Source organism: Fulvivirga sp. M361, assembly GCF_007097395.1.
Taxonomy (GTDB): domain Bacteria; phylum Bacteroidota; class Bacteroidia; order Cytophagales; family Cyclobacteriaceae; genus Fulvivirga.
The window spans coordinates 75,584-90,974 of sequence record NZ_VKDC01000011.1 but is presented as its reverse complement, the minus strand read 5'-3'; the positions used below and the strand labels follow the sequence as shown (position 1 = coordinate 90,974).

Below are 15,391 nucleotides of genomic sequence, written 5' to 3'. Positions count from 1 at the left end.
AATAACCCTGTCAATCCACTTCGCTTGGACGCATCGAGACTGACAGGATTATCCATGTTAAACCTAAAATTAAATCTATGAACAAACACTTACAACGTTCTGGTAAGATCCTGTTGGTATTAATTTTCTTTTCTACGATGCAAATTGATGCACAGAGCTTTGCTTCCGTTAGACCCAGCCCGTCGCTTAATGCCAAACCGGAAATGCAAAAAGCACAACCTCTTAATGATGTTCTTAAACAAATAGGTGAGCGATTTGACATCAAATTTGCCTACAACCTGGATGCCGTAGACGGCAAGGTAGTAGAAATGGAGTTGGAAGGTGACAATGCCGATGAATTACTGAGAAAAGTATTGAAACCCTATGATCTTCTATTTGACAAGATAGATGGCAAGCACTATGTGGTCTATGCCACAAGTGACTCAAAGAAGAATGTGAAAAAACTTAAAAGAAAAGGTACGCTTGATCTGGGGCGTCGGTCTGACGCTGATACATCAGCGTCAGGTGAGACAAGTATGGCCGGATCATCCATTACACAGCCTCTGGTGTTTGAACAGGCGGTTGACCTCACGGTTTCGGGAAAAGTTACCGATGAGAATGGTAGTATCCTTCCCGGAGCAACTGTGCTGGAAAAAGGAACTACAAATGGGACTACGACAGATGTAGAAGGGAATTACACGCTTACAGTTTCAAATGAGAATGCTGTTTTATCCGTCTCATTTCTTGGCTATCTCACACAGGAAATTCCTTTAGCTAACAGGACACAGGTAGATGTAAGCTTATTGCCAGATGTTGCAACATTAACAGAAGTAGTCGTAGTTGGGTATGGTGTTCAGAAAAAGGTCAATGTGACGGGCTCAGTTGCTTCTATTAGTGGAGATAAATTAAAGAAGGCACCTGTTGCCAGCCTTAGCAATGCCTTGGTGGGTAACCTTCCGGGTATTATTACTACGCAAAGAAGTGGTGAGCCGGGGCAGGACGATGCCAATATCTTTATCCGTGGAATTGGTACTCCCGGAGATGCCGGGCCATTGTTTGTAATTGACGGTATCCCCAGGAGTCAATCAGATTTCACGCAATTGGACCCAAATGAGATTGAGTCTGTAAATGTGCTTAAAGATGCCGGGGCCGCTGTATTTGGATCCAGGGCCGGTAACGGCGTGATACTGGTGACTACCAGACGAGGTGCAAGTGGCAAGACAAGGTTTAGCTATAGCTATAACCTGGGTTTCCAATCTCCGGCACGTCTACCTGAATATGTTGGGGCAGCAGATTACCTGAGATTACAAAATGAGGCTTCGGTAAATGCCGGTGGTGCAATACTTTTTGATGACGATAGAATACAGAGTCATATTGACGGAGATGATCCTTTCAACTTCCCCGATACGGACTGGTATGACATAACCCTTAATGATCATGGTACCATGAACCAGCATAATATGAACGTGAGTGGGGGTACAGAGAATATAAGTTATTTTGTATCTGCGGGTTACCTGGATCAGGATGGGTTATATGATAATAATAATTTTAAGCGATACAATATTCGTTCAAATATTGATGCCCAGGTAACCAGTACCGCCAAATTGTCAATGGATTTATCAGGCAGATTAGAAAATACGGAACAACCTGATATAACTACCGATAATTTATTCTTTGGGTTGCTGAGAAATATTCCAATTGTCAGTCCCTATAACGAAGACGGCACCTTCAGATTAACAAGTCCATACCAGAACACAGTAGCCGGCATCACCGATGAAAATGGCTACAATCGTTCCAGTCAAACCGTTTTTCTGGGTAAACTGTCTTTGGAGCAAGAGCTGCCCATTGAGGGGTTAAAGGTGAAAGGAGTAGTTGCTTATGACAGGTCCTATACGTCATCAAAAAATTGGAATACCGGGGTGATAGAGTTCACACCTCAGGGACAACCCACTCCCTTTAGGCCCCCTACGTTGAGGGAGTCGTTTAACCAAAGCCAACGGTTTACACCCGAGTTGCACTTGAACTATGCAAATTCTTTTGGTAATAGTTCCGTTTCGGGATTGTTGATTTATTCACAGGCAAAAACCATGAATAATCAGTTCTCAGGATTTGCCCAAAACTTCGTTGCTGAGGCTATCGACAATGCTTTTTTCAACACGGATATTGCCACTCAGACCTATACCGGAGAAGCAGAGAATTTTGCCAGGCGAGGGTTGGTCGGTCGTTTTACTTATGACCTCAGTTCAAAGTATTTATTCGAGTTTAGTTTCCGGTATGATGGCTCGGAAAATTTCCCGTCAGGAGAACGATTTGGCCTCTTCCCTGCCGTTGCCGCAGGTTGGGTAGTATCTTCTGAAGATTTTATGAAAGGTGTTTCCTGGCTTGATTTTTTGAAACTGAGAGCGTCTTACGGGGTGGTTGGAAATGATAATTTAGTGATAAACAATCAAACCTCCAGGTTCCTTTATTTTGCCTCATTTACCGCTGTAGATGGTATTTTGGGAGACTATTCGTTTTTAAACGATGGCGTTTCCGAACTGGTTCCTGCACTTACTCCCAGTGCTATTGCTAATCCGAATGTAACCTGGGAATCTGTGGCGAAATTTAATGTTGGATTGGAAAGTGACTTTTTCAACGGATTACTATCGCTGGATGTAGACTATTTTTACGATGTCAGGACAGACATTCTCGCCAGACGAGACCTCGCAGTACCTCAGACTTTTGGAGCGATACTTCCCGCTGAAAATCTGGGTGAAGTCCATAACAGGGGCATTGAAGTAATTTTAACACATAAAAGGAAAATCGGAGACCTCCAATATAACATTGGGGGTAATGTTACCTACGCCCGGAACAAAGTGATAAACCTGGAAGAAGCAGAAAGTGTTCCGGACCGATTATCAAGAGAAAACAGATCCTTAAACCAATTTTTTGGCTATGAGGCCATAGGTATATTCCAAAATCAGGAAGAGATTGACAATGCTCCCGACCAAACAGCATTAGGAGGTACTACAGGCCCTGATGGTTCTTCAGGCATTTTTCCGGGAGATATCCGGTACAAAGACCTTAACAATGATAACATCATTAATGATGAGGACCGTGGGCCTATTGGCAGAAGTAATATCCCCGAGTTGGTCTATGGCATTACAGGAGGTGTAAGTTATAAAGGTCTTGACCTCAGTTTCTTGTTTCAAGGGGCTTCAAGAGTGGATCAATATCTGACACAACAGGCTATAGGGGCGTTCTTTAATGGGGGTAACGCTGCAGAGGAATGGCTTGACAGATGGACACCTGAAAATACAGGTGGAGGTATGCCCAGGATTTTGGTCAACCCAGGACAGAATGCTGATCAACAGTCGAGTTTTTGGTTGCAGGATGCTTCGTACCTGAGGCTGAGAAATGTTGAACTTGGTTATTCCCTTCCTCAAAACCTGGTAGCGAAAATTTCGGCTAATGCCATGCGCGTTTATATCTCGGGTCAAAACCTTTTGACCTTTACCGATATGTTTGGTGATCCTGAAAATTCCAACGCAGACGGACGGTATTTTCCACAAATGAAAGTAGTGAATTTTGGAGCCAGTATTCAGTTTTAAATTTTGAAGAGATGAAAAAAATACTACATACTTTACTTTTTTTATGTACCGTTCTGGCATTATCCTGTAATGATGATTTCCTGGACCAGGAACCGTTAAACAGACTGGATGAAAGTGCGGTTTGGGATGATCCAATATTGGTTGACTTATTTCTCAATAGTATTTATGGAAACCTGCTGTCGAGTAGAGCCCGGCTGGACCAGCCTCAGGGCAATGAATGGTCGAGAAGTTTTTCATCACTCGATTGCGCTTCGGATGATTGTGACGGAAAGCTGGACGCATTCATTCAAAATTATCTTAAAAACACCATCACGCCATCATCAGATGCTCATTTTTCGGAACAATGGCGAGAAGGATATTCGTTAATTCGAAAGGCTAGTGTGTTGATTGACAGAGTGGATGAAGTACCCACAAATGATCCCGATATCAATGCTCAAATGAAGGCAGAAGCCAGGTTTTTACGTGCGTTTACACATTTTGAATTAGCCAAGTTTTTTGGGGATGTGCCTATCATTGACCGGGAGTATACACTGAATGATGATTTGCTTGTGAGCCGTAGCAGCTTTGAGGACGTGATTAGTTTTATTGTCTCTGAAATGGATTTAGCCATTCCGGACTTGCCGAATCCGGATGTGAAGTCAGGGAGGGCTACAAAGGGAGCAGCCATGGCTGTAAAAGCAAAGGCCTTACTCTACCTGGCCAGTCCATTACATACACCTGGAGGCGATGCTGCAAGATGGACAGCCGCAGCAGATGCAGCCAAAGCAGTGATTGATTTAAATGCCTATAGCCTGCATTCGGATTTTGCCAGGGTCATCAGGGACAAAGGGAATGCAGAGATCATTTGGGACAGGCAGTTTTCTGCACCTAACAGGACTACCAATACCTCTTACATGTGGGAAATAGCAGATGCCGGACCAGATGGTGGTGGCTGGGGAGGGTTATTCCCAACAGCGGAGTTGGTTAACTCATTTGAAACTACAGACGGACGTACTATTACAGACCCACTTTCTATTTATGATCCCAATCGCCCCTATGAAAACCGTGATAAACGCCTGGAGGCAACAGTAATTTATAATGGACAGATATATAAAGGGTTTAGGGTGGAGATCTGGAATGATGATGACGACACTTTTGAACAATTGACCGATGACGGCCAGCATGCCATTGATTTACCCGGTGCCGGAAATAAGATCACCACAGGTTATGGTTTGGGGCGTAAAATTCAAAATGAGGAGTTAAATACAAATGCCCTCGTGAACCAAGGAGATGATGGCAACGATGTCTTTATCCGCTACGCAGATATCCTACTCATGTTTGCAGAGGCCAGAAATGAAGCTTCAGGCCCCGACGCAGCTGTGTATGACGCTATCAATCAAGTCCGTACCAGGGCAGGGCAGCCTGATCTTACCGTTGGATTGTCACAGACCGATATGCGCGACAAAATTATCAACGAACGTAGGGTTGAACTGGCATTTGAGGAACATAGATTATTCGACCTTAAACGGTGGAAGCTTGCACCGGTCTATTTGAATTCACCCATGCGTGGGCATAGGGCGCTTCCTGTGGATTTGGCCCAGGCTCAGAATTATAACCTGGACCGGGAAAACAATCAGTCTCCGTATAGAATAGATGGCGGTGCGGGATTTACCTACTCTGAATTTGATCTCCCTGGCAGAGACAGAACCTGGGATGATAAACGTTACTTCTTTCCCGTTCCCCAGGCCGAAATAGATAAAAACCCGAACCTGTTACCGCAGAATCCGGGGTGGTAGTTTTCTAATTATGATCTTTTTGGAGTAACCTGATCATTTTAATGATCAGGTTACTCTTTTGTTTTTGTAGTAGCTGTTTTTTTGTATGTGTATAAGGCGTATCTTTTTTTTGTTCTCAATAACGCTACTTTTCTCTTGTGGGGAGGAAAAAGGTCACGATACTCTTTTCGTAAAACTAAATAGCTCAACTACTGGTATCTCATTCAATAATACATTTGAGGAAGATCAGGAACTCAATGTCATGTCCTATGAATACCTATACAACGGTGGGGGAGTAGGAATAGGTGATTTCAATAACGATCGGTTACCGGATATTTATCTGACAGGGAACGTCGTAGAAAACAAACTCTACCTTAACCGAGGTGATATGCGTTTTGAGGACATCACGTCACAGGCTGGTGTAGCAGGGCGAAAAACCTGGACTACCGGTGTAAGTGTTGCCGATGTAAATGGTGATGGACTACTCGATATATACGTTTGTCACTCAGGGTCTACAGAAGACAGGGCCAATGAATTGTTTATTAATCAGGGCTTGGATAAAAATGGAATACCTGTTTTTTCGGAACAAGCACAACACTTTGGACTGGATGCACAGGGAACACTTTCTACACAGGCCGCATTTTTTGACTATGATCTGGATGGTGACTTGGATATGTTTTTACTTAACCACGCCAGGATAGTTTATTCTTCCTATGCGAATGTAGATAAATTGAGAAGTACACGGCATCCAGAGTTTGGTAATAGGCTGTACAGAAATGACGATAACAGGTTCGTCGATGTAAGTGCCGAAGCAGGAATTTTTGGAGGAGGTATCAATTTTGGTCTTGGGATTGTTGTCAGCGACATTAATCTTGACCATTGGCCGGATGTATATGTCACTAATGATTATGAGGAAAAAGATTATTTATACCTCAATAACAAAGACGGGACTTTCTTAGACATTACTAATAAAGCATTCGATCATCTTTCTAAATTTTCCATGGGCCTGGATATCGCGGATATCAATAATGATTTTCGCCCTGATGTCATGACACTTGACATGCTGCCAAAAGACAATCACCGCCTGAAACTACTAAAAGGCCCCGATGAATACGATAAATATCAGCTGGCTGTCCGGGTAGGTTATCATCATCAAAATATGCGAAACATGCTTCACCTTAATATTGGAGCAGGCTTGGATGACAATCCGGTTTTTAGTGAAATAGGTCAGTTGGCCGGAGTATCAAATACGGATTGGAGCTGGAGCGCCCTTCTGGCTGACTATGATAACGATGGACTAAAGGATCTTTTTGTTTCAAACGGTTATGTGCGAGACTACACCAATATGGACTTTCTCAACTATGAGGTAGCCGAGGCCATGGAAGAGGCAAGATCGCAAGGGCGGGATATTTCAACAACAGATTCCTACAGGAAAAATATGCCCTTGAAGGAATTGGTACAAAAGATGCCTTCAACAAAAATAAGCAACTATATTTTCAGGAATACCAATGGTCTTGAGTTCAGTGATATGACCGTTGATTGGGGGTTTAAGGAGCTAATAGTATCGACAGGCGCCGCTTATGCCGACCTGGACAATGACGGAGACCTGGACCTCATAGTAAGCAATATACATGAGCCGGTTGGAGTATATGAAAATACTTCTGCCAACACCCATTACCTTATGGTCAGGCTCAAGGGGGATAATAAGAATCCGTTTGGTTTAGGGGCTAAAATTTATGTAAAAAGCCAGAATCATCAGCAATACAGGGAGGCATATCCGGTACGTGGGTATCAATCTTCCGTAGATAATATGATCCATTTTGGATTAGGGGTTGATTCTATAGTGCATGAAATCAGGATACTATGGCCGGGCCCTGATAGCCTGGTGACAGTCTCTCAAAATATAACCTCTAACCAGGTGTTTACAGGTGAGCAATCCAAAGCAAGCAGGGCCAGGGGAGTAAGTACTAATAAACGCACACCGTTTTTTTCTGATATTTCTGATCGGCTTAATCTGGGATTCACCCACACCGAAAATGACTTTGTGGACTTTAAATATGAACCGCTTTTAATCAGCCAGCAATCACGGCTGGGGCCATGTTTAACCAGGGCTGATGTGAATGATGATGGATTAGAAGATTTTTTTGTAGGAGGGGCCAGTGGGCAAGCAGGAAGATTGTTTTTGCAAACATTGAATGGGTTTACAGAGAGTATACAACACCCCTGGCAGATGGACAGTTTATTTGAAGATGTGGCCTGTGAATTTTTAGATGCTGATGGAGATGGTAAACCGGATTTATATGTAGCCAGCGGAGGTAATGAGTTCCGGAACCCACGAGCTTTCCAGGCACGAATTTATCGTAATATGGGTGCAGGGCGTTTCAATAAAATAGAGCATGCTCTCCCAAGGCATATGATCAATACAGGTGCTATAGCATCAGCGGATTATGATAAAGATGGTGATGTTGATCTTTTCCTTGGTGGAGGCAGTATTCCGGGCCGTTACCCAATGGCCACAAGTAGTACACTTTTAATAAATGATACAGGCTCTGATGGAACATCAGAGATAAGATTCAACTTGCTGAGTGGCGATCAGGGCAATTTGTTTCAAGACCTGGGTTTGGTAAGAGATGCCAGTTGGGTTGATATTGACAATGACTCTTGGTTGGACTTAGTGGTGATCGGTGATTGGATGCCAATAACAATATATAAAAATCATGAAGGAGTTTTGGAAAAACTCGATCCGTTAAGCCTTAAAAAATCAAATGGGTTTTGGAAAAAAATTGAAGCCGGTGATTTTGATAATGACGGTGATATTGACTTCATAGTGGGGAACCTGGGGAGAAATACTCAAATCAAATGTTCGGCATCTGAACCGCTTCAATTGTACACATTCGACTTTAACACAGACGGAAGGGTTGACCCGATCTTATGTATGTACTATGACGGAGTATCATATCCTGTTCACTCTAAAGATGAGTTAACCTCGCAAATGAACTATATATCAAAAAAATTCCTCAAATACGCAGATTTTGCGGATGCCCGGATGGAAGATATCGTTGGTGCTGAATTGCTTAAAGAAAGCTCAGTTTATGAAGTGTTTACCACAGAAACCAGTTTACTTGAAAACCTGGGAGACCATAAATTCAAACTGTCCCTCCTTCCGGTAAATGCTCAGTTTTCAGTAGTTCATGGAATAGTGATAGATGATTTTAATGAAGATGGTAACCTTGATGTATTTATAGCAGGTAATTTCTTTCCATTCAGAGCTGAGTTCGGTCAATCTGACGCCGGTGCAGGAGAGTTATTTCTTGGCAAAGGAACGGGAGAATTTACGCCAGTGTCAAGAGAACAGCTAGGAGTGCTGGTTAAAGGTGATGTAAGGGGGATTGTTTCACTTAAAGGAGCTTCAAACACCCTATACGTAGTCGCCAAAAACAATGATAAACTTCAAATACTGAGTGAAACTCAATGATCAAGTCCGGAGTAAACATATCATCAATTTTGATTATTCTGTTAGCTTTTATCATTTCAGGATGTAATGAATGGCGGAAGCAGGAGGAGGATACGCTCTTTATTCTTAAACCATCAAATTCGACTGGCATTGATTTCAATAACCTGATCACGGAAAATGACGAACTAAATATAGTCAGTAATTATGATGTGTATAACGGGGCCGGGGTGGGTATAGGTGATTTTAATAATGATGGTCTTCCTGATATTTTCTTTGGAGGTAATATGGTCTCCAGTAGACTTTACCTCAACAAAGGCGATCTTACTTTTGCTGATATCACTGAAACATCAAATACTGCCACGAAAGAATGGGTAGTGGGTGTTTCAGTAGTAGATATAAATGCAGACGGATGGCAGGACCTATACCTGAGTGTAGGCGTGAACTGCAAAAATGGATGTCAGAATATTCTATTCCTGAATAAAAGTCAGAAAAATGCTGATGTGCAATTTGAGAGAGTGCCTGACTTATTTGGACTTAGTGATGATGGTTTTACAACGCACACGGCATTCCTGGATTACGACCTTGACGGTGATCTGGATGCCTATTTGATAAAAAACAAGGTTGACCTGTTCTCTAAAGTAGTGGCAGCCCCTAAGAATTCCTCCATGATAGCGGGAAGAACCAGAGACCTGTTGTATCGAAATAATGGGTTAGGTGAAAATGGATACCCTGTTTTTATGGACGCTTCCCAGGAAGCAGGGATTATAGCTGATGGATGGAGCCTTGGTGTAGCGATCAATGACGTAAACGGAGACGGTTGGCCGGATATTTATGTGTCCAATGATTTTTTCTCCGATGACCTGCTCTATATCAATCAAAAAAACGGAAAATTTTTAGAACAAGGTAAGAAATATCTCAAGCACGCTACGGAAAATGCTATGGGAGTAGACATGGCTGATATTAATAATGATGGTTGGCCGGATATCATGACGTTGGACATGTTGCCCCAGAACAATCAACGTCAAAAGGCAACCTTACTACCTATGAATTATAATTTATACAGCCGAATGCAGCAATTAGGCTATCTGCCTCAATTCATGAGAAATACACTGCAATTAAACAATGGTATCAGCCCGGGACAGGAGTTGCTGCCATTTAGTGAAATCGGTCAAATGGCAGGCGTATATCAGACCGATTGGAGTTGGGCTCCCCTCATGGCAGATTTCGATAACGATGGCCTAAAAGATATCTTCATCTCCAATGGCTTTGTCAAAAACGTGACCGATATGGACTTCGTCAATTATTATCGTGGTGATGAGGGTGCAAATGAGACAGCCAAATCAAAAAACCTTGCAGAAGTTTATAATAACATGGACGGCATATATGTGCCTAACTACATGTACAAAAATGAGGGAGGTCTCAGGTTTACAGACCACTCCTCCCTATGGGGCATCTTAGAACCCTCCTTTTCAAATGGCGCTGCATTCGTTGACCTGGATAAAGATGGTGATCTGGATCTTATTGTAAATAATATAAACGATGTCGCCCATGTCTATGAGAATACGCTGGATACATCAAAAAAACACTTTATTCAGGTAAGATTAGAAGGGCCGGAAATGAATCCAATGGGCCTTGGAACTAAAATTTATGTGCATAGCAAAGGTAAGTTACAATATCATTATCAATCTCTTTATCGCGGTTATGGTTCAACAGTGGATGCGACTGTTCACTTTGGGTTGGGTACATCAGAAGTGATAGATAGTATCAGCGTAACTTGGCCCGGATCGAAAAGTGAGGTACTGAGGAATGTCAGGAGTGATCAATTAATAACCATTGATCATAAAAATGGTGCTCCCAATCCGGAACATGCTATTACCCCCTCCCATACCTTTCATATGAAAGAAATGACAGGCGATATTGGTCTTTCATTTACCCATCAGGAGAATGAATTTGTCGATTTCAATATACAACCACTTCTTTTGAAAATGCATTCGAAATTGGGCCCATCCCTGGCCGTAGGGGATGTAAATGGGGATGATTTAGATGACTTTTTTGTTGGAGGGGCTTCAGGCTTTTTTGGAAAATTCTTTATCCAGCAGCAGTCCGGTCAGTTTGAGGAACATGATTTGCAATATGATCAGCCACTGGAGGACACGGGCAGTCTTTTATTCGATTTTGACAATGACGATGACCTCGACCTTTATGTGACCACAGGTGGTAGTTCATTCCCATTTCAATTAGGCATGTATGAAGACAGGTTGTATATAAATGATGGTCAGGGAGGTTTTATTAAATCCAAAGGGATACTTCCGCAGATCAACATGAGTGGTTCTTCTGTTAGCGGAGCTGATTATGACAAAGATGGAGATATTGACCTTTTTATAGCAGGGAGGGTAATGCCCGGATACTACCCACTTAGACCACATAGCTACTTGTTGGAAAATGAAGACGGTAAGTTTAAGCAGGGACAAACCTTTAGGGACGTAGGTATGGTAAGTTCTGCATTATGGACAGATTTTGATAATGACGGCTGGCAGGATATTATTATTGTTGGTGAATGGATGCCAGTTACATGTCTTAGAAATAATTACGGTGAATTCGAGAAACTTGATAATACGTCTATTGGCCTGATGAATACCAATGGTTGGTGGAATAGCATAGCGTCCGGTGATTTTGACAACGATATGGACACTGACTATATCCTGGGGAATTTTGGAGAGAACACCCGATATAATGCGACACCTGATCAGCCAATGAAACTTTATGGTAAAGATATTGATAACAATGGTACGGTAGACCCGATCATTTCTCAATATCACCCGGATGAAAATGGAGACAGAAAGGCATTTCCATTACATACCCGTGATGCAATAGTATCCCAACTACCTCATATCAAAAGAAACTTTGGCACCTACAAATCTTTTGGAAAAGCAGAATTTAATACCCTCTTTCCTCAGGACCAACTTAAGGGTGCATTGATGTGTTATGCGGACAATCTCTCTTCCCTTTACGTTGAGAATCTTGGAGGTTCAAAATTTAGGGTCAGAAAACTGCCCGCCCCAGCTCAAATTTCACCTGTCACAGGTATCCAGGTATATGATATTAATTATGATGGAAATCTTGATGTTCTGATCCAGGGCAATGACTACAGCACCGAGTTGATTGGAGGGATCCAGGACGCCTCACTTGGGTTAGTATTGGAAGGAGACGGAAATGGCAACTTTAGTCCTGTTCCACCCAGGTTTTCCGGATTACTTCTGGACGGAGACCGAAGAGCTTTATCGATGATCCATATCAATGGAAAACCTGCTCTTATATCAACCGAAAATAGTGGCCAATTGACGTTTTATTCCTTGAGTGATAACGTTGGTAATTTACATGTCAACGTCAAAAGTGAAGACAGCTATGCATTGATCCGTTTTAAGAATGGCAAAACCCGCAAGGAAGAATTTCATTTTGGTGAAGGTTATCTCTCTCAATCTTCTCAAGATTTTTACATCAATTCAGATAGTGTGGAGGCTATTGAAATTTTTGATCGGGGAATAAATCTGAGAACAGTACCAATTTCAAATTAGAGTGGCTTTATTCTACCAAACCAATGACTCAGGGAGGTATGGAAATTTGTTTGTTCAATTTAACCCGGACCTATGATAAAAAGCATTTCACTACACTTGCTTTGGCCGATATGGGCACACTCGTCATGATGAAATTTTAAATGATCAATCTATGAAAAAAGACTATTATGTAAAACATCGACTTATATTCTCACTCCTGGTATTGGTCTTGGGCCATTCCTTGTCTCTTAATGTTCAGGAAAGTTGTTGCATTTATAATGAAAGAGTAGGTAGGCTGGCCCCGGTATCCAACACTCCTGAAATACTACTTGCAAACCTAAAACTAACCTTATGACACTTTTAATCAATGTATTATTGTTCATTCTACTTCTTTCAGCGTCCTGTTCAAACGCGAGATCCGGGGAAATACATGTGGCAAAAACCGGCAGTGATTCCAATGCAGGAACTGTTAGTGACCCTTATTTGACTATTTCAAAGGCTGCCGGCATGGCTGCTCCGGGAGATGTTATCATTATACATGAAGGTACTTACAGGGAATATGTCAACCCTCCTGTTGGAGGGACCTCTGGTGCTAACCGAATTACGTTCAAAGCTGCAGACGGTGAGGAAGTATTTGTTAAAGGTTCTGAAGTGATCAACACCTGGGAGGATAACGGTGATAATACCTGGAAAGTGACTTTGCCTTCATCCTTTTTCAATGGTTACAATCCTTATGAATTGAGGGTAGACGGTGATTTTCAAAACTATGGACAGTGGCATCATAGAGGGGATATTTATATTAATAATGGCGTATTGAACGAGTTGCAAACACTGGACCAGACAAAAGAAGAACCGTACAGCTGGTATACCACTACAGAAGGTAGTGAAACAATACTCTACGCTAATTTTGGAAAGGAGGACCCAAATACGGCACTGACAGAAATCAATGTGCGGGAGCTTATATTTTACACTTCAGCATTGGACATAGATTATATAACAATAGATGGCTTAAGGTTTTTGCATGCCGCACCGAACTGGCAGGCGCCTAATGAAGGAGACTCTGACCCGAATCCGCTTACTCAAAAAGGTGCCGTAGGTTCAAAAATGGGAAAAGGCTGGATCATTGAAAACTGTGAAGTAAGCTACTCTAAAACGGCTGGGATAATGATGGGAGAGTCTTTTGATGACCAGGGTTCTTTCGAAGATATCACGGCTTTTGGAGATCATGTAATAAGAAATAATATCATCACACGATGTGGGCAGTATGGTATTGCAGGCCAGAAGGGGATGACCCGATCTGCCATAAAAGGCAATCGGATAGAGGACATTAATTTCAGAAATGAATTTGGCGGGTATGAGCCTGCCGGGATTAAAATATGGAATTGTGTAGACGTACTTATCGAAAATAACCTGATACGGAATGTAATTGCCACGCAAAGCGATGAGTCCCAGGCTTATTGCATATGGATTGATTTTGCGAATCAGGGAACCCGTATTACAAGAAATTTTCTGGTGGGAAGCCCGATGACGACCACTGCATTATTTTTGGAGGCAAACATAGGGCCCACCCTGGTAGATAATAATATTATTATAGACAGAACGGATAAGGCCATATTTGTTTTTTCAGGAGGATCCGTTTTTGCTCATAATCTGTTTGTAAACAGCAATTTTAGTTTTGCCATACAGCAATTTGGAAATGGTGGGTCCGGTGCGCGAAATGCCTATACTTTAAAACCACATACACTCAAACAAACCAACAATGGTCAAAAAGTGGAAATTGAATACAATCAGATGTATAACAACATATTTGCCGGGGGCTCTGGGCCTGTCAATTTCAGTGCAGACTCCGGTGCGGGAAATGTGGTAGATTACAATTTGTACATCGGTGGTACTAACCCGGCTACAGCACATACACATGCCTTTACCAGTATGTTCAACTTTTCTTATAAGATCACTGATACTGAAACGGGTATTGACTTTTCTTTTGAATTTGATGATTCATTCAAAAATATCACCAGTCCTTATGTAAACGAGGCATTAGTGGGTGTAATACCTTTTGCCAATCAAAGTATAGCAGATGAAGAGGGTAATCCTATTACTGTAAACCGTGATTTCAACCTGTTGGATAGGGTGGGTACTCATCCTAAGATAGGGCCATTAGAGAATATTTCGGTCGGAACAAACAGCATCCGTATCGGTTCACAAATGCTGGCCACCCCTGGAACTAAATACCCTGTTCCCGTATCTGTCCCACCAGCTGAGCCTCAGGCTCCTTTTCAGGGGAAAGCTTCCGACATACCTGGAGTTATAGAAGCAGAAAATTATGATTTGGGCGGACAAGGTATATCTTATAGCGACAATACTACGAAAGATGGTGATCCTGCATTGAGAGCCGGAGATAATGTGGATCTTGGCAGTGGCCCTGATAATGGTGTTGTAGTGGGTTGGTTTGACAATGATGAATGGCTTGAATATACGGTAGATATTGATGCCGGCACTTATAAAATGAATGTATCCGCTGCCTCTGCATTGGAGGTTGTGGGAGACCTTAAGGTTAGTATTAATGATCAGGAAATAGCAACTGTTGATGTATCAGGTACCTCAGACTGGAATGTATATAAAACATTTTCCGTGAACAACATTACTCTCGGAGCAGCGATCAATGCAATTTTGAGAGTAACATCAACGGGCGGTTTTAATCTGGATAGGTTTTCGTTCTTTAAAAACAGTATAACATCCATTGATAATACCGAAGGTTTTAGCTCCCGTATTTATCCGAACCCTGTACAGGATGTTCTGAATGTAGAACTAAAATCAGGGAGCGACCCCCTTTTGAAGATCTATTCAATTGTAGGAGACATCCTGTTGACTAAAAGATCAAATAGCATCGATTTGAGTAGCCTGGCGGGTGGAACCTACATTTTGATGGTCAACGATTTGATGGCCACTCGTATTATCAAAAAGTAAAGAAACCCCCTGCTATAAAGCGATAGCAATTATACCCCTATGTTTTACTTAGGCCTTCTCTGAAAACTAAAATTGCTGGAAAAGGCCCTGTTT

Annotated in this window: 6 protein-coding genes; all 6 read left to right on the top strand. The window is 42.2% G+C overall.

What is annotated here, in order from left to right; genetic code table 11:
* Nucleotides 1–77: 77 nt before the first annotated feature.
* Complete coding sequence (locus tag FNH22_RS14430; RefSeq protein WP_143399110.1) at nucleotides 78–3,569, top strand: TonB-dependent receptor; 3,492 nt, start codon at nucleotides 78–80, stop codon at nucleotides 3,567–3,569.
* Nucleotides 3,570–3,580: 11 nt separating this feature from the next.
* Nucleotides 3,581–5,344 (top strand): RagB/SusD family nutrient uptake outer membrane protein, encoded by a 1,764-nt coding sequence (locus FNH22_RS14425; RefSeq protein ID WP_143399109.1) that lies wholly within the window; start codon nucleotides 3,581–3,583, stop codon nucleotides 5,342–5,344.
* Nucleotides 5,345–5,453: 109 nt separating this feature from the next.
* Nucleotides 5,454–8,798 (top strand): VCBS repeat-containing protein, encoded by a 3,345-nt coding sequence (locus tag FNH22_RS14420; protein ID WP_185154233.1) that lies wholly within the window; start codon nucleotides 5,454–5,456, stop codon nucleotides 8,796–8,798.
* Between the two features lie 29 nt (nucleotides 8,799–8,827).
* Nucleotides 8,828–12,352 carry a VCBS repeat-containing protein gene (locus FNH22_RS14415; protein WP_185154232.1) on the top strand — a complete coding sequence of 1,175 codons (3,525 nt, stop codon included), beginning with the start codon at nucleotides 8,828–8,830 and terminating at the stop codon, nucleotides 12,350–12,352.
* 151 nt (nucleotides 12,353–12,503) lie between these two features.
* Nucleotides 12,504–12,686, top strand: coding sequence for a hypothetical protein (locus FNH22_RS14410; RefSeq protein ID WP_143399106.1), 183 nt, complete (start codon nucleotides 12,504–12,506; stop codon nucleotides 12,684–12,686).
* Nucleotides 12,683–15,298 (top strand): carbohydrate-binding protein, encoded by a 2,616-nt coding sequence (locus FNH22_RS14405; RefSeq protein ID WP_143399105.1) that lies wholly within the window; start codon nucleotides 12,683–12,685, stop codon nucleotides 15,296–15,298. Before FNH22_RS14410 ends, FNH22_RS14405 begins: the two co-directional genes overlap by 4 nt.
* The last annotated feature ends 93 nt before the right edge of the window (nucleotides 15,299–15,391 follow it).

Bases quoted from the DNA above. Each gene is read 5' to 3' on its own strand.
- FNH22_RS14430 (WP_143399110.1), top strand. From the start codon at position 78: ATGAACAAACACTTACAACGTTCTGGTAAGATCCTGTTGGTATTAATT.
- FNH22_RS14425 (WP_143399109.1), top strand. From the start codon at position 3,581: ATGAAAAAAATACTACATACTTTACTTTTTTTATGTACCGTTCTGGCA.
- FNH22_RS14410 (WP_143399106.1), top strand. From the start codon at position 12,504: ATGAAAAAAGACTATTATGTAAAACATCGACTTATATTCTCACTCCTG.
- FNH22_RS14405 (WP_143399105.1), top strand. From the start codon at position 12,683: ATGACACTTTTAATCAATGTATTATTGTTCATTCTACTTCTTTCAGCG.